We start from the raw sequence: 23,333 nt of genomic DNA, 5'->3' as shown, positions 1-23,333 counted from the left end.
TGATGTACAGGGAGGGATTAGCATGATGGAATTGGATAGACACAGAAAATCAGGCCATTCACATTGGCAAGCATTCATATTACTTGGATGGCTGACCATGACGATTGGATTGTTTAAGGCTACAGTAATGGGGCAGTGGATAAGGTTTATGGGAGGATCACAAAGTGTCGTACTTCTCATTCAGGCAGTGGTTGTATCAATAATTATTATCCCAACGTTTTTTTTGATTCAGCATCGTTTTGGAACAAAGCTGAAGCTGTTACCCATTTCCCTAAACGGATTACTTTGTTTTCTATGTGGATTTGGTTTACCGTTGCTGATGACCGGAATGGGATTATTTATTGCGGAGTCACAGCAATGGGTTACAATCACAGAGTGGCATTTGGCGGCTGAACTACTCGTAGCAATATCAGGCAATTTACTTATAGCCGTTCTCTATGAAGCATTGCCTGAGGAATTGACGCTCAGAGGTTTGGTATACAGCGGACTGCGTATGCGACTGCCGGTTATTTTTGCATATATGGGTCAGGTGATTCTGTTTGTATTGGTTCCAGTTGCTGTCCTCGCATTACAAAAACTGACAGGGATAACAGCGGGTGGCGCTATTACGGTTGAGTATGTAATTCTTCTGTTATGCTTTGGCGTAACCTTACAGTTGTGGCGTAGTTTGACCGATTCCTTATGGGCTTCTATAGGATTTCATTTAGCTTATTTGGGAATTGCCCGATTTGTCATCCTGCCTCGCGGCGATCTTAGAGTAATAACCTACACGGAGCATGAGGCAGGAACAGGCGATCTATTTATTTTGTTCGGCATGGTGATTTTGAGCACGGCACTGATTTTACTCATTATAAAAGCAGGACAATGGGTAGTAAAACGAAGATAACGAAGTAAGAAAGAGGCGAAATGAATGTATACCGTCGGTCAATTGGGGAAAAAAACGGGGATCTCGATACGAGCACTGCATTATTATGAAAAACTCGGTTTGCTCCATCCTATAAGGAGCGATAGTGGGTATCGTTTATATGGGGAAAATAGTATTATTCAGCTGCAACAAATTACGATATTAAAAAAAATGCGGTTTACATTGACTGAAATCAGCGAAATACTTGGGCAGACCGGTAGTGATGATAATACAGCAAGCCTCATAGAAGTATGGGAAAGAGCGTTAGAGCAACAGGTGTCCATTGTGAATCAGCAAAAAGAAAGTTTGCAGACAGTAGAGCATCTGCTTCAATCTGCACAATATGCCATTCGAGCTACTGGTCAAGTCAACATAAGTGAGCTGCTGAATTTCATTCGTGAGATCGAAACATGCCCTTCACCGGACAAGAGCAGACGTGAACGTTTCTTCACTGCAGAAGAACAGATGAATTTACCAACCAATGCATTTGATAATCCTCTTATTATGGAATGGGCAGATATCTTACGTGACATTCAAAAGCATATCAACGAACCACCGACATCAGCGGCTTCACAACAACTGGCTGCCCAAATTGATAATTACGCAAGGCAACTGTTTATGGGGGATGAGCAGTTGCTTGAAACATACTGGAACTATATTATCCCTGATGAGGATCAGTCTTCAATTATGTATGGGATGACAAGAGAAGTGATTCGATATATCGAATCTATCTTGGAAGTTTTTCATGGTTCGGACGTATCATTGTAAATGATTAAAGAAGTTTTATTGCGGTCCTACTTCACGTACAGGAGTAGGATTTTTGATATGGGATGAGTATTTGTTAATTATTGTAACCAATTCCATCCAATTTTCGTCATTACATTAACGGGAGGGGAAGTGCAATGAAAAAGATACTTTGTACGTTACTTCTTGTATTGTCGGTGATAACGGGATGTTCTGATCGTTCTGATTCTAAGGTGGTAAATAATACGGAATTGGCGAAGACTGTTAAGCAGAAAACGGAAATGCCGTTAGAAATGCCAACAGATTTCAATTTTGTGGTTAGCTTCGGTTATGGTGAAGTAACCAAGAATGTAATAGACACTTATATGGGAACGGTAACCAAAGATTTGATTACTCAAGGTTCGGCAACAGCAAAAGTCATATTTACCACAAATGAATTACGAGAAATATACGACAAGATGAAAACAATAGACATAATGGGACCGAAAGAATTATCTAAAGAAGAAGGTTGTTTCAAAACGCCAAGCAACGAAGATAAGTGGAAAGTAACTGTTGAGGGGGAAACAAAGACTTTTTCATGGACAGACCAAAACTGTGGAATGACGGAGGATGCGAAACAATTACTAGAATTAAGAGTCTACATCCAGCATATGGCCCAGGAATCGGAGGCTTATAAATCTTTGCCTGAAGCCGAAGGAGGTTATGATTAACTGATCCTTTACACGACACATTGGAAGGTATGTAAACTATCGAAGAGAATAGCAAATTTATAAGGTGGTGATGTCATGAGAAAAGTAAATTTGCTGAACATTTTGTTATTGTTCTTTACTATTGGGTGTATAGCAAAAGGAGAAGGCTTGGATAAGAATGAGTTTCTAGAAAGTTTTGAAACTTCTCTCAAAAGTCAAGGAATGGAGGTAAGACAAGTACAACCTTCGTCAAATGCAGTGATAGAAAATGTAGTTCCTTATAAATTTAATATCAAAGAAACCGGCAAAGAAGAAGATGCCATTCTTATCTATTTTTTTGAAAATTCAAAGCAAGTTGAGAATGCCGTTAAAAGTGGAGAGTACACCATTACTACATTAACTAAAGTAACAGAGTATACACGAGAAAACATTCTAGTTGTTCATTATGCATTTGACGGTTCCACGGATAAATATGGTTTTATAATCAAAAAAGCAATGGATATTAACTGAAAATAAATAGAAAATAAATTTCATATAGAGGTGGAAGTTCATGCCTAAGATTGACAATATGTTAGCAATTCTATGGATGCTTCGTTCAGGTGAAAAAATCACAGCAAAACAAATTTCAGAAAAGTTAGAGATGAATATAAGGACGGTGTATCGTTATATTGATACAATTTCAACAAGTGGCGTACCTATCATTTCAGAACCAGGACATAACGGTGGATACACTTTATTGAACAATTTTATTGAGGCTCCTCTATTTTTTGATATTGAAGAGCAAACTTCACTATTGCACGCTGCTGTTTTTGCAGAAGAAGCCGGATATTATGGAGGTGAAGCACTAAATAGAGCAATTTCAAAACTAGGTAAATACTCCAATCAAGAGCAGGAAACAAAAATAAACCATCATTTAACTAGTCTTGAAGTAATAAGCAGATTAAGTTCAATCTCTATGGAACCTTTTTTGAAGGAGTTGGAGCAGGGCGTAGCTGACGAGTACTCAGTAAAAATTCTTTACCATAAAAGTGGCGAAAAGCAATTAAATTATAGATGTGTCGATCCGTACAGGATTATCTATTGGAATAATAAGTGGTATATCATTGGGTTTTGTCATCTTAGGAATGATATCCGTAGTTTTAGAGTAGATCGAATTGAAAGTTTAACGCTAACCGAAAATAAGTTTAACCGACCAGATAATTTTTCAGCACGTGACTTTTTTATGAAAAACCTTCTTCCAACTATAGAAAATAAGGAAGAGATCATTTCTTTGGTTATTAATGGGGATAAAGATGTATTGGCTGATATTTGCCAGCATTGGTTTTTAGGACATTATTTACAAGAGTGGACTTCAAATCAAGCAGTATTTCTTCTTCAGAAAGATATCATACATACATATGTACCTTATTTACTTTTAACGTACGGTAAATCTATTCGAGTTATTGAGCCAATCAGCCTTAAGAAAAGAATGATTGAAGCTTTGTCGGAATTAATAGAATTTCATCAAATTTGATTACTTCCCTGACGTTAGTTGTCAGGGAAGTAATGTTACAGTTAGCTATATCAATTGTGATTGGAGTGTTAATGGATGCAAACAAAACAAGTTTTTCTATATGTTTTTAATACAATGTCGGACTGGGAATATGGATATTTAATTGCTGAACTAAACTCTGGAAGATATTTCAAACAAGATGTATCACCTTTAAAAGTAATTACAGTAGGAGCTAATAAAGAAATGATTACGACTATGGGAGGAGTGAGCATAAAACCAGATATTTCTCTTGATGAATGTACTCTTGAAAGTAAGGATCTTTTAATTTTACCAGGAGGGACTACTTGGAGTGAAGAAATTCATCAACCTATCTTGGATAGAATTGGACAAGCTTTAAAGCTTGGCACTATTGTAGCTGCAATTTGTGGTGCAATTGAGGGCCTCGCGAATATGGGATACTTAGATACTAGAAAGCATACAAGTAATAACTTAGAGTATACTAAAATGGTATGTCCTAACTATAAAGGAGAAAAGTTTTATGAGTTGGGATCTGCGGTATCTGATGGGAATTTAGTTACTGCATCAGGAATAGCTCCTTTGGAATTTGCAAGGGAGGTACTGAAAAAAATAGATGTATTTACACCAGATGCATTACATTCATGGTATAACCTAAATAAGACTCATAAACCTGAATACTTCTTCCAGCTAATGGATTCCATAAATAGATAAGCTAAAACACGATTTTAAATGAATCAAGTCTTTCAAGTACTCAGCAGCTTCTGAAAGATAAGGAAAGGCATAGTAAGTGCATGAGATCCATACACTTACTACGCCTAGGCCTACTTCCTTTTCCAGGCACACAATGAATTCAGAACTATTGGTGTACCTGACATTTCACATGGTTAACTGTCCCACTTAGAATGAAGAATGCATGAACAGAAGTTTTTTTGTTGATATTGAGGATTGAAATGACTAATAACATCGGATTTTATATTACCAAAGGTTGTTTCAGGTTTATGTTTGAAACCTTCATAAAATGCTTTTAGAATATCGTGTTTGAAATTTCCCCTTGGAAATTTTGCAACGATCGTTTTGCGTATTTCTTCATTATATTGATCGAAATTATCGCCCATTACGTCCATGCCGACACCATGATAGAGGAGAGATACATTACTTTCCTTATATTCGGCTATACCAATAGTAGTATGAAGAGCTATCGAATCCCAAACCAATTGGATTTTTTCCTTATCTAAATTATAGGTAGATAAGAATTCTCTGGCCGCATTTGCCCCATCAACTTCGAATCTCTTATCTGGACTGCTGTATGTCGGAGTTAATCCCAAGTCATGGAATAGGGCACTTACATATAACAATTCGTAATCAAAAGATAGTTGATCTTGCAAACCTTTAATAGCTCCAAATAAATAAACTCTGTTCGAATGATTCCAGATCAATTCATTACCATATTCATGTACAATATCTTGTGCATCTTGAATCATCTTACTATCAGGTATTGTAACCTCGTTAATATCTATTATCATAATTAATCCCTCCTGAAAATAGGATAACGATGACCTGCAGTATAATCAATCTATGATACAATAGTTTAAAACTATAGTAGAGGGACATCATGAACTACCAACTATTTTATTACTTTCATGTATTAGCGAATCATCTTAACTTCACAATAGCAGCAAACAAATTAGGTATAAAACAACCTACACTTAGTCAACAGATCAAAAAACTAGAAGAACAGTTAGATGTTCAACTTTTCCATAGAAATAATCGAAAAGTCACTTTAACTATATCCGGACAATATTTATTTGAGCAGACAAAATCAATTCAATCTATTTTTAACGATACATTTGAAAATTTAAAAAACTTGGAAATTGACGACAACACACTTAGAGTCGGCGCGTTGCACGGTGAACTATCTGAACTGTTATCAGATGTTTTTGTCAAATTCCATAAGGAATTCCCTTCGATCCATATTAAATTTTTGAGTATTGATAATATTCAAGAGCATATCGATAAAGGGAAGATAGATATTGGTTTTACTTATAATGGAGTATCAGATTCACATCAGTCTGAATTTATAATACAAGAAAAATTCTATTTGATTTCTCCTGAAAAATATAATGTAACGGATCATGTTGAATTAGATGACCTTAATAATTATCCGGTTATTTTAATGACAGAAGATTATTTGTGTCGGCAACTAGTTGAAGAAGAGATGAAAAAACATAAAAAGAGAATAATACCTACTCTGGAAGTCAGCAGTTTAGATATACTTTATAAAATGGTAAGAAATGAATTAGGTATATCCATTGTTTCTGGAACGTCTTTAAGTTTAGTTGATTTAGAAGGTATCAACATATCAAATATAAATAATCTCACTATAACCAGAGAAGTTTATATGTACCATAACAGTCAATTCAGGAAAAATGCAATTGCCCAAAGTTTTTATAAAATGACAATGGATGAATTTAAAAAACTAAGAATTATAACAGAGTAAAGCGCTTAGATACGCCAGCACAACAGTTTACACTTTAACTTTGAATTCTACATTTAAATTTCGTTAACTGAAACCTGAGTAGTAGGTTACATCAGTAGGGGATGAAAGCTTATTGAAAGATGATGAGGACGTATATCCTGAAGATGAGATGGAGCAAACGAAGTAAGGTTTGCGATTCAAAATAACATCATTAAATAAGCAAGAGCAGCGGTTGCATACCGACTGCTCTTTTTTAATTAGATGTTGTTAAAGCAAGTGTAGATCCTAGGGTTAATAGATGGTTGCTAATGTCTTTGGGTGCTCAATTTGTTAAAGTTATATACTTCTCTGTAAAGTACCTCTCTCACAAATTCAAACTGGGGTTCTGTTAGTTTCTCTGGATAGCTCATAATGCATAAAGGCAAACCAAACACCCCTTCACGTAGGGGTGGCTGGATATATTTAAAATCTCCTAAATAAAATCCAAGACGTTCATAAAATCGAACTCTTCTTTTCTTCAAATCATCTTGAGGCTCCTCCACTTCCAAGATAATTGGCAAAGTAGACTGTCGCATAAATCGCTCCATTAATTGTTTCCCTAATCCTCCTCCCCGAATCGAAGGGGAAACTGCAATATTCTCTACGTATCTAAAACTCTCAAATTCCCATCCTGCAAGAAATGCAATGACTTCGCCCTGCTTATTCTCCTCTATAAGAAGGTGATAACGCCGATCGGAAAGTAACTTTCTTTGACTTTTATAATCACGATACTCACTCTCAGGAAAAGACATTTTCATAAGGTCAAACACTTGATCAAATTTCTCTTGTTGTATCAAATCATTCACTCCAGCTGCATCGTGTTTTACTGTATCAATCTTGTATAAATCACACTAAACCCTGGTATAATACTAGGGTCAAGCTTTTATGAGTGGGAAATTTTGAAAGGTAGAGATCAATTGAAAGATTATTATAAGATTAATGAGATATCAAAGTTATATGGAATTGGTATAGATTCTTTGCGATATTATGAAAAGATAGGTGTGTTGGTACCTCGTCGTGACACTAACGGTTATAGGCTTTACGGTCTGAAGGACCTATACAAGTTAAACATTATCCGTGATCTTCGCCAATTGGATTTTACGATGCAACAAATAAAAGATTATTTAGATTACCAAAGTATCGATAATACTCTTTATTTACTACATAAAGAAAAAGATCTAGTTCGTGAACAGTTAAACAGACTTCAGACTAAGCAACGTATGATCCAGGAAAGAATAAATGTCCTAACTACAGCGATGCAAATTAAGACGGGTGAATTCTTGATAAAATCATTTCCGGAACGACCTTGCGTGCATTTAGACACACGTATTACCAGGGATGAAGAAATGGATTTTGCTATTAAAAAACTGCACAAAAAGCATGAAAGCAAAATTCGTGATTTTGGTAATCAACTTTTTGGAGCATCCGTATCCGTTGAGGACCTATATAAGGGCGATAAAGACATATTTAACTCTGTCTTTTTTATTCTCGATGATGATGATCCAGAATATGATTTTGTTCTCCCTGCAGGAGAATACCTTTCTCTCTATTATCGAGGAGACTATCGTCAAAGTTCAGACAGAATATTTGATGTTCTATCCTATGCAAAAGAAAAAGGATATCAGTTACTTGGTGACCCCTTCGAAATATATGAAATTGATAATAGGGATACAATTAATAATGAAGAGTTTCTAACAGAAATTCAGGTAAGAGTCATGGTTTAAAAGAATTTTGAAGCAAGGGCAAGGACTAAAAATGAATTGTACTTGGTAGTAAACAGTGTTACTCTAAAAGTCTGTGTTTGATAATTCTATTAATAATAGCCAACATTTTAGTTGTAAAGAAAGGTAACACGATGATAAAAGTTGATAACTTATCCTTCTCATTTCCACAAAAGGAACTATATAATAACATTTCGTTTACGCTTGAAGAGGCGCAACATTGCGCTTTTATAGGAACAAGTGGCAGCGGGAAAAGTACACTGATAGATATACTGATGGATCCCGAAAGACATTTGTTCGATGGCAAGTTAGAGATAGACCCGGATTGCAGCATCGGGTATGTAAGTCAATTCTCACAAGTAGACAAAACGAAAGAAATGACCGTTTTTGAATATATCGGAGAAGAATTTATTAAGATACAAGATGAAATCACATCGATTTATGCTGAAATGGCAACCACGTCGGATATGGATGCGCTCTTGGAAAAGTATCAATCGGCTTTGGACGCCTTTGAGTCGATGGATGGGGATCATTTTGAAAGCACCATTAATAAGCAGCTGAATCTGGCAAACCTTATGAAGCTAAAAGATCTTAACATATCCTCCATAAGCGGAGGGGAATTCAAACTCATCCAAGTGATGAAGGAAATGCTTAGTCGTCCGGACCTTATGATTATGGATGAACCAGATGTGTTTTTGGATTTTGAAAATCTAAGAGCGCTTAAAAATCTTATTAATTCCCACAAGGGAATGCTGCTAGTTGTCACGCACAACCGATATCTGTTGAACCATTGTTTCAACAAAATTATACACCTTGAAAACACAGAGATCCAAGAGTTTGATGGTCGATATATTGAGTATAATTTCTCATTACTTCAGACAAAAATGGAGTTGCAAGAAATCGCAGTCGCTGAACAAGAAGAAATTGAAAGATACGATGGCATCATTGATAATCTTAGAGCGATCGCAACTTATAACTCTGAAGCATCTAGAGGGAGAGCGTTAAAAGCGAGAGTTAGATTTCAAGAGAGATTGGAAGCACGTAGAATTAAAGCGCCATTTGTAGACATTAAGCAACCGAACATTAGTTTTGATATAGATCATGAGATGGAAGACGCCACTGTTATAAATGTCAGTAATTATAGTGTTGCCTTTGATGAGCTGCTATTAGACAATGTTAGCTTTGAGATAAAGTCTACAGATAAAGTAGCTATTATCGGACCAAACGGTACCGGAAAAACGACTATACTCCGTGAAGTCTTTAAAAATAGTCATGATTCAATCAAAATAAATTCGGATGTTACCGTAGCTTATTTATCTCAGGTCCAAGGTGAAATGCTAAACGATACCAATACAATACTAGACGAATTTATCGATGCTGGGTTTAAAACGTATGATGAGATTAGATCGTATATTTCAGACTATGGCTTTGAAGGAGAAATTCTTGATCAGAAGATAGGATCTTTATCTGGTGGAGAAAAAAATATGCTTCAATTGGCTAAAGTTTCTGCCAGTAAAGCAAACATATTGCTTCTTGATGAACCGACAAGCCATTTAGACACCTATACACAAATCGCACTGGAGAAAGCCACCCAAGATTATAAAGGTGCGGTTCTCATGATTTCTCATGATTTCTATTCTGTTGTAAATGGTATGGATTACGTTTTAATCATTGACGATAAGAAGATTAGTAAAATGAGTATGCAAGAGTTTAAACAGATGATTTATGCTAGCCATTTTAATGAAAATTATTTAGAAATTGAACAGAAGAAAAAGTCAGTTGAGATGAAAATAGAATTGGCTTTAAAAGATACTAATTTTGAATTAGCAAAAGTATTAGTTGATGAGCTAGAAGAGATAATTAAGTTACTTTAAAAATATAGGTGAAAAAGTATACACAAAAAGACACTGATGAATAAAATATCAGTGTCTTTTTACTGCAATGATTTCTTGATAACTCTTGACGTGGTCAGTGGTTCATTTTAAAGAAGGTTAAATAGTATCGTGATGGGTCCTGTTTAACTTCATTTCGACCTCAGGCTATACCATCTTAACTTCTAAGCACTGGGCTAATTCGTTCAACATATGCGTAAGATAGGTCATCATATCGAGCTCATCCAAATCATGCTTTTCAGCCAACTTATTAAGTGTGTCAACTAAGTTCATCTCTGCCATATCGCTGTAACCTTTCGGAACAAACAGGTTTATTATGTATTCTGAAATTGTTATAATACCAACTTCCTCTTTATCAGCATCAAACAACCAAAGAAGATGCTTTTTAAAGGTTTCATCAATTTCTTCGTATTTCTTACGATCTTCATCTTTATCACCATTAAATAGCTTTTTTAAAAAGGACATAGGACCTCCCTGTTTTCATTTATTTTTTATCATAACACTATATCATAGTCTACTAAAGAGAATATTCGAAGCTTCACCGACACACCTAAGCTGAGTCCTAGTACACACAGTGCCTCCTGTAGAGTTTATTCAAACTACCTTCGCGTGCACATTCAATTTCCTGAATCCAATGCACACTCAATCTTTATACTATTTTATTCGGAAGGAAGCAGTGACAGCCGGATACACCTAGCATATACTAAGCGTTGTGAATACGGGAATGTTATGAAACCAGCTTAAACTTAGACTAGTAAACTATTTAAAAAGCATGAAAGTGGGATTCTATGAAGCGACTTACAATTGGCCTGTTCGCCCATGTGGATGCAGGTAAGACAACTTTTGCAGAACAGCTGCTATACCATACGAACAGTATCCGGTCGCGCGGGCGGGTGGATCATCAGGATGCTTTTTTGGACAATCACGATATCGAACGGGCAAGGGGCATTACAGTGTTCGCAGATCAAGCAGTAATGGAATATAAAGGTGACACCTATTATTTGATAGACACGCCAGGACACGTCGATTTCTCCCCGGAAATGGAGCGTGCGATTCAGGTTATTGATTATGCCATCCTGATTGTAAGCGCGGTTGAAGGTGTCCAAGGTCATACAGAGACAGTCTGGCAGCTCCTGCGAAAGCATCAGATTCCGACGTTCTTCTTTATCAACAAGACGGACCGGATCGGCGCAGATATAGATAGAACCTTGTCAGATATCCGTCAGCAGTTATCAGGGGAAGTATGCAGCATTACTGATTATTTCACTAATGGTGTTATGAGTGTGTCGTTGCGGGAGGCCATGGCAGAGCGTGACGAAGCTATGCTGGAAGCGTTTCTGGAGGAGAGAGAAGATCCTGACTTCTGGCTAGGGGCCTTGCAGAATATGATAGCAGCGGGTCTTCTCTTTCCCTGTGCTTACGGCTCTGCGCTTCAGGATACAGGAATGATTGAATTTTTGGATCAATTGCATCTTTTAGCGACAACGTCTTATGACGAGAATGCTTCGTTCCAAGGACGGGTTTATAAAATTCGCCACGAGGAAAGCGGAACAAGACTCACGTTCATTAAGGCACTGGGTGGTCGGTTGAAGGTTAGGGAACAGCTTGGTTACGTGAGCGGCGGAGTTCAGTATGAAGAGAAAATTACGCAAATATTCTTGCTGAATGGTCTCAAGTCACAGCCGATAGAACAAGTAGCAGCCGGCGACTTGTTTGCGGTTGCGGGATTGACAGCCGCAGAAGCCGGACAAGGCCTGGGGTTACTATCAGACAAGTTGGTTTACGACTCTGAGCCGACGTTACAATCGAAGGTAGTATTCGACAAATCGATACATGTACAGAAGGTACTTGGTGCTTTTCGCATGCTAGAGGCGGAGGAACCGTCACTGAACGTCGTCTGGGATGAGAAATTCCAAGAGATTTCGATCCGCGTCATGGGATTGATTCAATTAGAAGTGCTAGAGCAGGTTGTAAGGGATCGATTTGGCTTTGCGATCTCTTTTGGACAACCCGAAATCTTGTATAAGGAAACGATTCAATCGGCTGTGAAAGGATACGGACACTTCGAACCGCTCAAGCATTATGCAGAAGTACATCTACTGATTGAACCAGGAGAAAGGGGGAGTGGCATCGTGTTCAATAGCCGATGCCATGTCGAAGACTTGAACATCAGCTATCAGAATCTAATTCGGAGTCATCTTTATGAACGGGAGCATCATGGAGTACTGACCGGTATGCCGGTTACCGACGTGAATATTACGCTACTGAGGGGCCGCGCGCACAAAGAGCATACCCATGGCGGCGATTTTCGTGAGGCTGTTTTCCGAGCGCTGCGGCAGGGACTGGAGAAAGCTGATAATGTGCTGCTAGAGCCCTATTACGATTTCAAAATCAAGGTGGCTATTGATGAAATCGGTAGGGTGCTATCCGATATTCAGCGTGCTTCAGGGTCTTTTGATCCGCCTCAGACGATCGGAACGCAAGCGGTAGTGACAGGCAGGGTGCCCGTGTCGACTTTCATGAACTATAGTGCCGAATTTGCATCCTTTACGCATGGACGAGGTAGTATTCGCTGCGTGTTCAGCGGCTACGATCGATGCCATAATACAGAGAAAGTTATAGAGCGGATGGGCTACCGCAAAGATGCGGATCCCTTGTATACTTCTTCGTCCATTTTCTGTGCCAAGGGAGCAGGGTACTCTGTGCCATGGGATGAGGCGGAAGCCAAGATGCATCTTGAATTAGAATCTTGAATGATCTTGTAGAATATCATATAAAGATGATAGAGACATAGAACGAGTAAGACAACGCTATATGCAGCTAATGAAATGATTATTAAGAAGAAACAATATAGTTCTCATCAACATAAACAGCGGTAAAAAAATGAGTATAAAAAGATCCATTAACTAAAATAAGTGCACAAGAAACGATACAAGGGGGAGGAAAGTGAGGTATCCGTGCTTCTTCAGTAGCTGGTTCGTTGAGCTAACTTGCAGGAAATCCCAATCATTCCTCAAGAGATTCCTTTTTATCATTTATCAGTTGATGAATTTTTTATTAATTACAATGATTTTGTTAATAATAAATTCCCAGATGAAGCGCCAAGAGGAATAGATCATCAAGTTGTCTCACAAATAATTGATGATTCTATATTCTCAGTGTATCATTCAACAATTAAATTGTTATTAGAATTAGGTTTTAATGTAATAGCAGATACCGTAATCGACACTGACAAAAGGTTTACTGAATTTCTTGATCAATTTATCGATCGGCCTACGCTATTTATAGGTGTAATATGCTCGAAAGAAGAACTCATAAGAAGAGAACAAGCAAGAGGAGATAGACAGATTGGACTAGCAACTTCACAGTTTAGCAAAGTATATTGCTTTGACGAATATGACCTCGAAGTAAATACAGAAGAGATGAACCCAACAGAATGTGCCGAAAAGATATTAAGTTTTATTAAGTCTGATAAAGAATACTCGGTATTCAAGAAATTACACAAAGGAAATGTTAGTGTTTCCTAAATGGCGTATCCATCAGACAACACGGTAATCAAAACAACCCCCAATCAAATCTATTGTTTAACAATGTTGCGGGGGACAAGAACATTGTCCCTTTGAAAGTCGCTATTAGCGGCTTTTTTGTTTTAACGTAGGTTAGGAGATGTACATATGAAACTTAAAGAAAGCAGGATTATTCTTTCAAATGTATGTGATTGTTTGATAACTTATTTAAGTTACAATTAATTGGATGTGAGAGGAGGTTGTGATGGATGGCAAAATTCTTTCGTTTAAATCGTTTGAAAGGACAATTTTTTTTAGTTGCTGCCGTAATACTCGGAACAATGTTGTTGTCCTATGGTTCATTTATTGCTACTGAATCTCCACCATCGTCTATTGTAGTAGACTCATCTAATCCTCGAATTCAACCAGGAACTAACTACCTAGTTATAGATAATGCTAATCTCAATAATGCTGGGAATTCCTGGTTCCAGCCATCTGGATACGATTATGGAGTATTTATTACCAATTCATCATCCCAATCTCTAACAGTCTCTGTGTCGTACGATTTATCTGGTAAAAAACATAATATCGGAAGATATTCTGTTGATGCAAATAGCAATAAGACTATTCATGTTACTAACGCAGCTGAACATGTTTTTTATTTAGATTATTCCTCAGCTAATGGTGTAGTAAGTGGAAAAGTTAGCGTACAAGCCTTTGAACCTCTAAGCTAACTCAACTTTCGTACCTAATAAATCAATTAAAAAAAGAAGCTACCAGATTATATAAACTCACACCAATAATAAAGGTGTGAGTTTATATGTTTATATCGTAAATTAGGCAGTCGTGTTTTCACAAAAAGATAAAAGAGAAGAGATACATCAGGGCTACCATAAGATGAATCATTTATTTAAAAAATGAAAGCAGGGGTTCCTTTTATCAACCTCTTTTCTTATGATATATATAGGGAAAATCTGCTAAAAATGGTTCGGTTATGCGTGTAATGTTTAGTAGGTTACAAGTTCTCTTTTGTATGGATAGGAATATTATTTAGGAGGTTTCTGCATGGTGGAAGTACAAGAACGTCGGCATCTAGTCTTAATTGGCAACGGAATGGCGGGCATCAACACGGTGGAACAGATATTAAAACTCGCGCCCAGCACCTACAGGATCACCGTATTTGGGAGCGAACCTTATCCCAACTACAATCGTATCCAGTTATCATATGTACTAGAAAAGAGTAAAGCAGTAGAAGACATCATTCTGAACGACTGGGATTGGTATGCAGAGAACGGGATAGAGTTATATACGGGAACGACTATAACGCATATTGATACGGAGAGTAAAATCGTACAGGCAGACAATGGTATGGAGGTTCCATATGACACGCTTATTATTGCAACCGGTTCCAATCCGTTTATGCTTCCGGTTCCGGGAGCAGATAAAGAAGGAATTGTAGGTTTCAGAGATATTTCGGACTGTGAACATATGCTCCATGCGGCTGACCAATATAAGAAAGCAGCCGTTATTGGCGGTGGCCTGCTCGGACTCGAGGCTGCTAAAGGACTGCTTAAGCTTGGGATGGATGTGACCGTGGTCCATCTTTTCGAGGAGATTATGGAGCGCCAGCTCGATCATACCGCCTCACTGATGCTCCAGGCAGAGCTAGAAAGCCAAGGCTTGAAATTTGCTACTGGCAAGCAGACCGAGGAGTTTCTGGGAGAAGAGCGGGTCAGCGGTATTCGTTTTTCCGACGGAACGACGCTGGATGCGGAATTCGTAGTCATGGCGGTAGGGATCAGGCCAAATACTGCATTAGCCAAGGAAAGCGGGCTTGCGGTCAATCGGGGTATTTTGGTAGATGATTATATGCGTACTTCCGTACCTGACGTTTATGCGGTAGGGGAGTGCAACGAGCACAGAGGTATTTCATATGGACTTGTAGCACCACTCTTTGAACAGGGAGCCGTTCTTGCGAAACATTTGTGCGGAATTGACACGAGTCCGTATGAAGGATCGGTTGTATCGACTCAGCTCAAAATATCTGGCGTAGATGTGTTCTCCGCCGGGGAGTTTATGGATGCAGAAGGGCTGTCTATTGTGCGGTTGCATGATGACTGGCGTCGTATTTACAAAAAAGTGCTACTGCGCGGCGGACGGATTGTCGGCGGTGTTTTAATCGGTGATGGAAAGGAATCCTCCAGACTGCAGCAGTGGATTCGAACAGGCACCGTGATGACAGATGCTATTCATGATGCGATTGTGGGACAATCCTCGGTCGAAACCGGGAATACGGTCGCAGAGCTGGCGGATGAGGAAATCGTATGCGGTTGTAATGGAGTGACGAAGAAACATATTGTGGATGCCATCAACGAAAAAGGATTAACCACGGTGGATGAGATCAAGGTAGCAACCAGTGCATCTCGCTCTTGTGGAGGCTGCCGACCTGTTGTAGAGCAGATTCTTCAATATGTGCTCGGGGACAAATATGATTCAGCAGCGGCGAAACAGGAAGCAATCTGTTCTTGTACCACATTGAGTAGAGATGAAGTCGTGACGGCGATTAAAGAAAAAGGGCTTATCACATCTAAAGAAGTAAGGTATGCGCTGGAATGGGATAACCCGGAGGGATGCTCCAAATGTCGTCCTGCGCTGAACTACTATCTAGGTATGATCTGGCCGGCTGAGCATATGGACGAGAAGGATTCACGTTTTGTGAATGAAAGGATGCATGCAAACATTCAGAAGGACGGAACATTTGGCGTTGTGCCGCGGATGTATGGCGGGGTAACTACACCGGAGGATCTCAGACTTATTGCTGATATTGCAGTGAAATACAACGTCAAACTGGTTAAGGTAACCGGTGGTCAGCGGCTTGACCTGCTTGGGGTCAAAAAGGAGGACCTGCCGAAGATCTGGAAGGACCTTGGCATGCCGTCCGGTTATGCATATGCGAAGGCGCTGCGTACCGTAAAGACCTGCGTGGGATCACAGTTCTGCCGTTTTGGTACGAAAGATTCGATGGGAATGGGAATAATGCTCGAGAAGAAGTTCGAGCGGCTAGATATGCCAGCCAAGTTCAAGCTTGCCGTAAACGGCTGTCCGCGTAACTGCGCGGAGTCATCAACCAAAGATATTGGGATCGTCGGCAATGAAGGGGCTTGGGAAATTTATGTTGGCGGTAATGGCGGGATTAAAGCCCGACTTGCTGAACTGATGTGTAAGGTGCGAACAGATGAAGAACTTCTGGAGATTGTCTCCGCGTTCATACAGTACTACCGGGAGACAGGCAAATATCTGGAGCGGACCTCGGATTGGATCGAACGGATGGGATTAGAGTCTGTCACCGAGGCGGTAGTTGGTGATCTGGATAACCGTCGGGCTTTGGCTGAGCGAATGGAAGTCGCTCTGGCGCAGGTGAAAGAACCTTGGAGTGAAATCCTGAATAATCCAAATTTAAGGGAACGGATGTTTGAAGAGATCCGTGTCTCCACGAAACAGGACTAGAAACAGAAAGGGGCTGCAAGATGGAACCGATATTGAATAGAAATGAATACAAGTATTACCTTGTTGGCAATGTGGATGATTTTACGGAGAGACTGGGACGGGTTGTGCGCTTAGGTAAGGAAGAGATTGCAGTATTCAAGACAACGGACGGACAAATCTATGCACTTGAGAATAGAAGTCCTGGGCCGCGCGGAGGCACGATTGCAGAAGGAATGATATCCGGGGAGGTCCTGTTCGACCCGATCTGTGATTGGAAAATTTCGTTATCAGATGGTCAGGTGCTTGATCCTGATTCGGGAGAGGTTCGGACCTATCCGGTTCAAGTTCTCGGAAACGAGGTACAAGTAGGATTACTTAAGAATGGGGGAGGGGAGATCCATGAGTAAAGATCTTCAGAACAAAAAAATTGTCATTGCCGGATCGCAAAAGACGGAAGAAATGGCTGGAATTATTGAACGCAGAGGTGGAGTCCCCTTTGTCCGGTCACTTCAGGGATTAACGGATTCTGATCCGGTTGAGGTGGAGGAGGATGTAAAACGTTTTACCCGGCAGGGGGCAGACTGGTTTATTTTCACGACAGGTATTGGATTTGAAGCCATGATTCAGGCTGCGGAGAGGCTTAACGCTCTATCTGAGTTCGAAGAGAGATTGAAAGAAACCAAGATCGCTTGCCGTGGTTACAAAACAAACGCCTTCTTAAAGAAATCTGGTATTCATCCGGTCGTCTGTGATGACGATGGAACGATTGCCAGTATGATCGAAAAGCTTGAGGTGTTTGATTTTACCAATCAAAAGGTGTGGATTCAGCTTCATGGCGAGTTGTCGTCGCAGTTATATCAGTTTATCCAAAGTAAGGGCAGCATGGATGTTCAGGCCGTACTTCCTTATCGTTATCATGCTCCTGAGCAGGAGACGCTTGCAACGATTATGAATGAGCTGATTCAGCGAGAAGTGGATGCCGTTTGTTTTACGACAAGAGTTCAAGTCGGATATTTATTTGATTATGCGAGAGAACATGGACGTGAAGAAGAGGTGAAATCCGTCTTTGAACAGGATGTGCTGGCTGCCGCTGTCGGCAAAGTAACAGCTGAAGCACTTCGAGATAAAGGGATAAGCCGGATTATCGTGCCGGAGAAAGAACGAATGGGTGCTTTAATCGTGGAGATCGCGCATTATTATGAAGGTCAGCAAATTGGAGTAAAGGCAGATTAAAAGCGGAGACACTAGTTCTGGATTAAAAGTTAGAATTCAATGGCTGTCCCACTCGGGGTGTTAGCGAGTGGTGACAGTCTTTGCTTTTTCCTCGAACCAGTCTGATATAGGGGAATTTCAAACGGTTTTTAAAAACCAGATGGGGATGGCATATATACCTTCCCAATTGGGAAATACGGTATTCTTAAGGAATCTAACAAAGATTATGCCTTTGCTACAACTATCGATAAGTCCTTTTATGTGGATGACAAAGGAAACAGGATAAGAGAACTTGACTCCGAGAAAGAGATCCATGACAGAAATATAGGAATCATGGCAGGCGGAGGTTCCGTAAGTAATGGCGTAGAACAAACGATGGAAGCACTTCCTACTGTCGAATCCTTTTTTATAGGAGATAAGAGTTTAATAAAAGATTATGAGGACGTTTATCCAGAAGATGAAATGGAGCAAACAAAGTAATGTTTGGTGGATTCAAACAGTAGCATTTTAATCTAAAAAAGAGCAGCCGGTTACTAAGCCCGCTGCTCTCTTTTTTCAGGGGACAAAACAAGATACTATTGCCGATTAGGTAGATATCTAAGCTGAAATTTGAATGCTATTTCATGAAGTAAACAGGCAGGTTAGTGTAGCAAATCACACGTCGTTGGAAGGGATTTACTTATTGGAGGCGAATAGCTATGAATTAGTTATTTGAAAACAGGAGAGATGGTAAGTATGAGGAGCAAGCCAGTTGTGTTAGTGATGGGTGTTTTCCATTTTCGATATGTAGATGACATCCTTGAACCCTATCGTCAGAAAGAAATTCAAGAATTGTCGCAGCAGATAGCGGAGTTTCGTCCTACGAAGGTGTGTGTGGAGGAAGTTTTAGAGCGAAATGATGAGCTTAATAAAGAATACCAGAAATTTCTTTCAGGGGATTCAGAACTATTGGCAGACGAGATTCAGCAATTAGGATATCGTATTGCTCGTGATCTAGGACACGAGCAAATTTATGCGACTGATTACATGCATCTGGATCAAGCGGATAAAGACTTATTGGAACGTGGCTTTGAAGAAGCAGAAAAAAAACAGCCTGAGCTATACAACGAATCAAACGAGTGGGTGGAACGACTACATAAGATGTTCAAACCCGGAACAGTGCTAGAAATGATCCGTAATCATAACGATGATGAGTTAAATGCTTTCGATCATCAATACTATATTCGGTACAGAGCACGTTTCGGTGAATACCCAGATTACATCGGAAGCTTCTGGTTACGTTGGTGGTACAGGAGAAACTTAATTATTTATTCCAACATTGCTAGATTGGCTACAGAAGATGATCGGATTCTTGTCATTTATGGAAGCGGTCATAATTATTTGCTTAAGCAATTCATCCGTGAGAGTGGATTATTTGAATTGGAACACATTGATAGGTATCTGAACTAAGTTACAACAATCGGAATCTATGTTTATTCAGCTAAAGAAAAAACGTTAGTTGGACGACAATAGCGGCAGACTAAGACCTTATTTATCGAGTCTTGGTCTGCCGCTGCTTATTTTAATGGATCATTCTAAAATTTCATTGACCACTTGTGGTTTTAATTGATTGAATTAAAATTTTTTTCTGCCAATTCTAAAACGCTCTATTTCAACAGCAGAGAAAAAATCATCCTCTCCTTATAATGTATTGCTTCCAATCTCTTATACGCTATGTATATGCAAGAGGAACTAAAAGGTATAAGCAAAAACGCTACCGTGAAAATAATTATAGAATGGTCATTATGGCTACGGACAAAGAAACAGGTGTATCAATGGCAACTGAAAAAAATATGAGAAAAATAATAATGGGGAAAGACCGAAGCTAAATAAAAGGGATTGGTAATAGAAAGGGATCATATTATGGAATTTTACTTCACTGGAGAAATTATGGAGGATGTAGAAGAGGCCTATTCTGAAATCGAGAATATTGTTTTAAAAAAATTAAATACATCACTAAATTCACAGGATTACGGTCCTGGCTTAAAAATATTGGGGATAATTTTTATGATCGCAAGTGATGAGCTTGTTGAAGAGGGTCTTTTTAATGAAAATAACTTACTTGAAGAAAGATAAGGATATGCAAAAAGACTGCCAGATAAGTGGGAGCCAAAACGTGAGAAGATTGCTATGAATTCGACAGACCTGCGATCCTGATCCGCGTTACCTTTTATCATAATTTAATTATACCAAAGACGGGGAGTAATTATCAGTCTGTTATAAGTTTGAAGAAGTATGTATAATCCATATATTCCTTCGAAGAGGGTGGTGGAAAAAGGGATATTTATGAAAAGTTTAATCAACTAGTTAACGCTAACGATAGTATCGAAATAATTGACCTCCTTCATATCAAGAAATCGAAAAAGCTATCATTAGATGAAGAAGGCTGGGTATATTGGAATCTTTCCGATAACTATGCCTTATTAAGGAACACGAATGATTTGTACCAGAATCACTTAGAGTTTGTTAACTGGGGGAAGATAGCATTATATCCTGAAAAACTTCACTGGTTAGTATCAGACGCTACACAAGCATTAACTTTGTCCCTAGGCGACCATTTCAAGGATTGGACTGAATGGTATTTATACGCCTGTACACAATCAAATAGATCGAGTGAAAATCGGGCTGTGCGTTTTGAAAGTCATCGAACCGTCATGGGCATCCTCATTAAAATTAAATGAATTACAATTACTCGATATTGCTCTTGAAAATATGCTGAGGTTAATTAATGAGGACGACACTTGGCAGAATCTTCTTTTCTCAAAGATTGCATATTTTTCGTTGCTCTTGGAACGAAATTATTTACGTGAAGATGAAGAGGGGATAAATTCAATTATTTCTTGTATACATCAATTACTTCCAACACAATTGGATAAAATTTGCTCGATAGAAAATGTTGAAACAGCACCACCATTGTTGGGAAGTTGGAGTCAACTAAACTACTCTCGAACTTCAAAACGATCATTACTCGTCGCTCTAAATAATTTGGGATGTTCATTTAATAGAATAGAAAGACATGAAGATTCTCTAATGATGTTTGGACTTGTGTTAGATAACGGACATAAACTGAACACTTACGGTCTTGCAAAATACTTATCTTCACTATGGATAATAGAAAGGGATAAAGAAACTGTTATGAACCGATTCTTGGAGATAAACGAAACGGGTCAAAGCTTTTCAGATTTAACAAATTTTGAACCTGCATTAAAAGAATTAGTCGTTTAAGATAATTACGGACGTTTCATAAATGTACTGAAAACGTTATGCTAACGGGAAACATTAAACTAAAAATAGCAGGGAGTAACTTGCCAGTTGGCAAATTGCTTCCTTTTTGTTATTTTTAAATTTACATACTATACCATTTCATTTTCATGAGAAATTAGATTAAATCACTATTAAATATCTTAGTAAAGAGTAAGTAGAATTGATAGAAATTATGACTGCAATCTATATTAAGCTTTATTTGGAACCCAATCTAATCTATAATAAAAGGTTAATTCTAAACTGAACTGGGGGATATTATGAAATTTATCAGAAATCAACTAGAAGGATTTGGCATGAACGAAGCAACTATTGGATATCTTTCGAATCTAATTATGGTTGTCTTGATAGCGATGATCTCCATACTCGCGTATTATGTAGCCAAGAAGATTGTCTTGAAGTCGATTATTCATATTGTCAACAATAATCGGTATACCTGGGATAACATTATTGTAGAGAAAAAGGTGTTTCATAAGTTGTCCCATCTTGTTCCAGCAATGATCATCTATTATTCTGCCTATGTCTTTCCAACCTATCAAGCCTTGATTGAGAAAGCAGCTATGACATACATGATTGTCATAATGATTTCCGTATTTAACTCTCTGCTTAATGCTTTTGATGCCATCTATCGTTCGTTTGAGGTTTCTAAGATTCGACCGATTAAGGGGTACATCCAAGTAGCAAAAATCTTCTTGTTCATTATTGGTGGGATTATCGTCATCTCGAATCTAATTGGGCAAAACCCTTTGATAATCCTGAGTGGGCTGGGGGCTTTATCGGCTGTGCTAATGCTGGTTTTCAAGGACTCTTTACTCGGCCTGGTAGCTGGTATTCAATTATCATCGAATGATATGGTGCGTGTAGGTGACTGGATCGAAATGCCTAAATATGATGCAGATGGCGAAGTCATGGATATTACCTTAAACACGGTAAAGGTTATGAATTTTGATAAGACAATCACAATGATTCCAAGCTATGCACTTATCTCGGACTCGTTCAAGAACTGGAGAGGCATGCAGGTATCCGGTGGTAGAAGAATTAAGCGCAGCTTCTATATTGATACAACCAGCATTACATTTTGTACTGAAGAGATGATAGGAGAATTTCAAAAAATACACTATCTTACAGATTATATTTCGACCAAATCAGATGAAATTAACACGTACAACATCGAACACCGGATTAACACAGAAAGCAGTGTGAACGGAAGGCAGCTGACTAACATAGGTGTATTCCGAGAATATATCCATCAATATCTGAGAAATCATCCGAACATTCATAAGGATATGACGCTCATGATCAGACAGCTAGCGCCAGAAGATAATGGACTCCCCCTCGAAATATATGCATTTAGTAATGATACCGCTTGGGGAGTGTACGAAAAGGTTCAAGCGGATATTTTCGACCATATTTTTGCCGTTGCGCCATCATTTGGACTTCGAACTTTCCAGAATCCAACAGGTCATGATATTGCTCAACTAAAACAAGAAACACAGTTTTCACACGGATATTAAGTCCTAAAATGAAGTACCGGAAACGGCCACCATGAAGTGGTCGTTTTTTCATTAAACTTTTAACTCAAAGTATTAAAAACGAGTTACAGCTTGTAGAAATCTTTATCTCCTAAATTGTCACTACGTTTGTGAGTATATTTATCGGCAAACATGATTTTTAACATTGGTGGCGTAACGAGTGTAGTGACAATCACCATAATAATAACGGAAGTGTAATAATGCGGATCAAGTAACCCTCCAGCAAGTCCTGTGCCGGCTATAATAAGAGACCCTTCACCGCGATGGTCTTTTAGCTATGATTTTACATTCATTTAATCAAAATCACGAATGAATCGGTCGA

At 38.7% G+C, this 23,333-nt stretch carries 23 protein-coding genes and 1 pseudogene; 20 read left to right on the top strand and 4 right to left on the bottom strand.

From position 1 onward, the window contains the following. Positions 1 to 22: 22 nt before the first annotated feature. From ACWPWY_RS07165 to ACWPWY_RS07140, 6 genes are all read left to right on the top strand, one after another. Positions 23 to 886 carry a CPBP family glutamic-type intramembrane protease gene (locus ACWPWY_RS07165; protein ID WP_454191049.1) on the top strand — a complete coding sequence of 288 codons (864 nt, stop codon included), beginning with the start codon at positions 23 to 25 and terminating at the stop codon, positions 884 to 886. A 24-nt stretch (positions 887 to 910) separates the two neighbouring features. Beyond that, positions 911 to 1,672, top strand: coding sequence for a MerR family transcriptional regulator (locus ACWPWY_RS07160; protein WP_454191047.1), 762 nt, complete (start codon positions 911 to 913; stop codon positions 1,670 to 1,672). Between the two features lie 134 nt (positions 1,673 to 1,806). After that, complete coding sequence (locus tag ACWPWY_RS07155; RefSeq protein WP_454191045.1) at positions 1,807 to 2,358, top strand: hypothetical protein; 552 nt, start codon at positions 1,807 to 1,809, stop codon at positions 2,356 to 2,358. 75 nt (positions 2,359 to 2,433) lie between these two features. Beyond that, positions 2,434 to 2,847 (top strand): hypothetical protein, encoded by a 414-nt coding sequence (locus ACWPWY_RS07150; protein WP_454191044.1) that lies wholly within the window; start codon positions 2,434 to 2,436, stop codon positions 2,845 to 2,847. Positions 2,848 to 2,887: 40 nt separating this feature from the next. Continuing rightward, on the top strand, positions 2,888 to 3,850 hold the full coding sequence (locus tag ACWPWY_RS07145; RefSeq protein WP_454191043.1) for a helix-turn-helix transcriptional regulator: 963 nt from the start codon (positions 2,888 to 2,890) through the stop codon (positions 3,848 to 3,850). Between the two features lie 75 nt (positions 3,851 to 3,925). Then, positions 3,926 to 4,558, top strand: coding sequence for a type 1 glutamine amidotransferase family protein (locus tag ACWPWY_RS07140; protein ID WP_454191041.1), 633 nt, complete (start codon positions 3,926 to 3,928; stop codon positions 4,556 to 4,558). Between the two features lie 173 nt (positions 4,559 to 4,731). Here the strand turns inward: ACWPWY_RS07140 and ACWPWY_RS07135 are convergent, their stop codons facing one another. After that, on the bottom strand, positions 4,732 to 5,370 hold the full coding sequence (locus tag ACWPWY_RS07135; protein ID WP_454191039.1) for an HD domain-containing protein: 639 nt from the start codon (positions 5,368 to 5,370) through the stop codon (positions 4,732 to 4,734). 89 nt (positions 5,371 to 5,459) lie between these two features. On the opposite strand from ACWPWY_RS07135, the gene ACWPWY_RS07130 reads away from it, so the two are divergent. After that, the gene (locus tag ACWPWY_RS07130) at positions 5,460 to 6,344 is read left to right on the top strand and encodes a LysR family transcriptional regulator (RefSeq protein WP_454191038.1); all 885 of its coding nucleotides are present in this window, start codon (positions 5,460 to 5,462) and stop codon (positions 6,342 to 6,344) included. A 284-nt stretch (positions 6,345 to 6,628) separates the two neighbouring features. Here the strand turns inward: ACWPWY_RS07130 and ACWPWY_RS07125 are convergent, their stop codons facing one another. Continuing rightward, entirely contained in the window at positions 6,629 to 7,159 is a 531-nt protein-coding gene (locus ACWPWY_RS07125; RefSeq protein ID WP_454191037.1) for a GNAT family N-acetyltransferase, read from the bottom strand. Positions 7,160 to 7,261: 102 nt separating this feature from the next. Here ACWPWY_RS07125 and ACWPWY_RS07120 point away from each other — a divergent pair, with 102 nt between their 5' ends. Beyond that, positions 7,262 to 8,086, top strand: a complete 825-nt coding sequence (locus tag ACWPWY_RS07120; RefSeq protein ID WP_454191036.1) for a MerR family transcriptional regulator — start codon at positions 7,262 to 7,264, stop codon at positions 8,084 to 8,086. Between the two features lie 131 nt (positions 8,087 to 8,217). Further along, the gene (locus ACWPWY_RS07115) at positions 8,218 to 9,957 is read left to right on the top strand and encodes an ABC-F family ATP-binding cassette domain-containing protein (protein ID WP_454191034.1); all 1,740 of its coding nucleotides are present in this window, start codon (positions 8,218 to 8,220) and stop codon (positions 9,955 to 9,957) included. 165 nt (positions 9,958 to 10,122) lie between these two features. On the opposite strand, the gene ACWPWY_RS07110 is transcribed toward ACWPWY_RS07115, so the two are convergent. Next, the gene (locus ACWPWY_RS07110; RefSeq protein ID WP_454191033.1) at positions 10,123 to 10,440 is read right to left on the bottom strand and encodes a hypothetical protein; all 318 of its coding nucleotides are present in this window, start codon (positions 10,438 to 10,440) and stop codon (positions 10,123 to 10,125) included. Positions 10,441 to 10,763: 323 nt separating this feature from the next. Here ACWPWY_RS07110 and ACWPWY_RS07105 point away from each other — a divergent pair, with 323 nt between their 5' ends. The 11 genes from ACWPWY_RS07105 to ACWPWY_RS07055 all read left to right on the top strand — a co-directional run bounded on the left by ACWPWY_RS07105 (position 10,764) and on the right by ACWPWY_RS07055 (position 22,993). Further along, positions 10,764 to 12,728: a GTP-binding protein gene (locus tag ACWPWY_RS07105; RefSeq protein ID WP_454191032.1), complete on the top strand. Its 1,965-nt coding sequence runs from the start codon at positions 10,764 to 10,766 to the stop codon at positions 12,726 to 12,728. A gap of 237 nt (positions 12,729 to 12,965) precedes the next feature. Beyond that, positions 12,966 to 13,502 (top strand): chloramphenicol phosphotransferase CPT family protein, encoded by a 537-nt coding sequence (locus ACWPWY_RS07100; protein WP_454191031.1) that lies wholly within the window; start codon positions 12,966 to 12,968, stop codon positions 13,500 to 13,502. 248 nt (positions 13,503 to 13,750) lie between these two features. Further along, complete coding sequence (locus ACWPWY_RS07095; RefSeq protein WP_454191030.1) at positions 13,751 to 14,215, top strand: hypothetical protein; 465 nt, start codon at positions 13,751 to 13,753, stop codon at positions 14,213 to 14,215. Between the two features lie 331 nt (positions 14,216 to 14,546). Continuing rightward, the gene (nirB, locus tag ACWPWY_RS07090; protein ID WP_454191029.1) at positions 14,547 to 16,988 is read left to right on the top strand and encodes a nitrite reductase large subunit NirB; all 2,442 of its coding nucleotides are present in this window, start codon (positions 14,547 to 14,549) and stop codon (positions 16,986 to 16,988) included. 20 nt (positions 16,989 to 17,008) lie between these two features. Further along, on the top strand, positions 17,009 to 17,374 hold the full coding sequence (gene nirD, locus ACWPWY_RS07085) for a nitrite reductase small subunit NirD (RefSeq protein WP_454191028.1): 366 nt from the start codon (positions 17,009 to 17,011) through the stop codon (positions 17,372 to 17,374). After that, positions 17,367 to 18,200 (top strand): uroporphyrinogen-III synthase, encoded by an 834-nt coding sequence (locus tag ACWPWY_RS07080; RefSeq protein ID WP_454191027.1) that lies wholly within the window; start codon positions 17,367 to 17,369, stop codon positions 18,198 to 18,200. The genes nirD and ACWPWY_RS07080 overlap by 8 nt, the downstream gene beginning before the upstream one ends. Positions 18,201 to 18,440: 240 nt before the next feature. Further along, positions 18,441 to 18,659, top strand: coding sequence for a hypothetical protein (locus ACWPWY_RS07075; protein ID WP_454191026.1), 219 nt, complete (start codon positions 18,441 to 18,443; stop codon positions 18,657 to 18,659). Between the two features lie 255 nt (positions 18,660 to 18,914). Then, entirely contained in the window at positions 18,915 to 19,628 is a 714-nt protein-coding gene (locus ACWPWY_RS07070; RefSeq protein WP_454191025.1) for a DUF5694 domain-containing protein, read from the top strand. A 453-nt stretch (positions 19,629 to 20,081) separates the two neighbouring features. After that, positions 20,082 to 20,294, top strand: coding sequence for a hypothetical protein (locus ACWPWY_RS07065; RefSeq protein WP_454191024.1), 213 nt, complete (start codon positions 20,082 to 20,084; stop codon positions 20,292 to 20,294). A 558-nt stretch (positions 20,295 to 20,852) separates the two neighbouring features. After that, complete coding sequence (locus ACWPWY_RS07060) at positions 20,853 to 21,443, top strand: hypothetical protein (RefSeq protein WP_454191023.1); 591 nt, start codon at positions 20,853 to 20,855, stop codon at positions 21,441 to 21,443. A gap of 296 nt (positions 21,444 to 21,739) precedes the next feature. Then, positions 21,740 to 22,993 (top strand): mechanosensitive ion channel family protein, encoded by a 1,254-nt coding sequence (locus ACWPWY_RS07055; RefSeq protein WP_454191022.1) that lies wholly within the window; start codon positions 21,740 to 21,742, stop codon positions 22,991 to 22,993. Between the two features lie 83 nt (positions 22,994 to 23,076). Here ACWPWY_RS07055 and ACWPWY_RS07050 read toward each other — a convergent pair. Continuing rightward, a pseudogene (locus ACWPWY_RS07050) lies at positions 23,077 to 23,274 on the bottom strand (hypothetical protein); the annotation flags it as partial. Between the last annotated feature and the right edge of the window lie 59 nt (positions 23,275 to 23,333).

The sequence above is a fragment of the Paenibacillus sp. Marseille-Q7038 genome, assembly GCF_965111595.1.
Note: the sequence above shows the minus strand (reverse complement) of the source record. Positions and strands in the feature narration are given on the sequence as shown.

Bases quoted from the DNA above. Each gene is read 5' to 3' on its own strand.
- ACWPWY_RS07165 (WP_454191049.1), top strand. From the start codon at position 23: ATGATGGAATTGGATAGACACAGAAAATCAGGCCATTCACATTGGCAA.
- ACWPWY_RS07160 (WP_454191047.1), top strand. From the start codon at position 911: ATGTATACCGTCGGTCAATTGGGGAAAAAAACGGGGATCTCGATACGA.
- ACWPWY_RS07155 (WP_454191045.1), top strand. From the start codon at position 1,807: ATGAAAAAGATACTTTGTACGTTACTTCTTGTATTGTCGGTGATAACG.
- ACWPWY_RS07150 (WP_454191044.1), top strand. From the start codon at position 2,434: ATGAGAAAAGTAAATTTGCTGAACATTTTGTTATTGTTCTTTACTATT.
- ACWPWY_RS07145 (WP_454191043.1), top strand. From the start codon at position 2,888: ATGCCTAAGATTGACAATATGTTAGCAATTCTATGGATGCTTCGTTCA.
- ACWPWY_RS07140 (WP_454191041.1), top strand. From the start codon at position 3,926: ATGCAAACAAAACAAGTTTTTCTATATGTTTTTAATACAATGTCGGAC.
- ACWPWY_RS07135 (WP_454191039.1), bottom strand. From the start codon at position 5,370: ATGATAATAGATATTAACGAGGTTACAATACCTGATAGTAAGATGATT.
- ACWPWY_RS07130 (WP_454191038.1), top strand. From the start codon at position 5,460: ATGAACTACCAACTATTTTATTACTTTCATGTATTAGCGAATCATCTT.
- ACWPWY_RS07115 (WP_454191034.1), top strand. From the start codon at position 8,218: ATGATAAAAGTTGATAACTTATCCTTCTCATTTCCACAAAAGGAACTA.
- ACWPWY_RS07110 (WP_454191033.1), bottom strand. From the start codon at position 10,440: ATGTCCTTTTTAAAAAAGCTATTTAATGGTGATAAAGATGAAGATCGT.
- ACWPWY_RS07105 (WP_454191032.1), top strand. From the start codon at position 10,764: ATGAAGCGACTTACAATTGGCCTGTTCGCCCATGTGGATGCAGGTAAG.
- ACWPWY_RS07095 (WP_454191030.1), top strand. From the start codon at position 13,751: ATGGCAAAATTCTTTCGTTTAAATCGTTTGAAAGGACAATTTTTTTTA.
- nirB (WP_454191029.1), top strand. From the start codon at position 14,547: ATGGTGGAAGTACAAGAACGTCGGCATCTAGTCTTAATTGGCAACGGA.
- nirD (WP_454191028.1), top strand. From the start codon at position 17,009: ATGGAACCGATATTGAATAGAAATGAATACAAGTATTACCTTGTTGGC.
- ACWPWY_RS07080 (WP_454191027.1), top strand. From the start codon at position 17,367: ATGAGTAAAGATCTTCAGAACAAAAAAATTGTCATTGCCGGATCGCAA.
- ACWPWY_RS07070 (WP_454191025.1), top strand. From the start codon at position 18,915: ATGAGGAGCAAGCCAGTTGTGTTAGTGATGGGTGTTTTCCATTTTCGA.
- ACWPWY_RS07065 (WP_454191024.1), top strand. From the start codon at position 20,082: ATGGAATTTTACTTCACTGGAGAAATTATGGAGGATGTAGAAGAGGCC.
- ACWPWY_RS07055 (WP_454191022.1), top strand. From the start codon at position 21,740: ATGAAATTTATCAGAAATCAACTAGAAGGATTTGGCATGAACGAAGCA.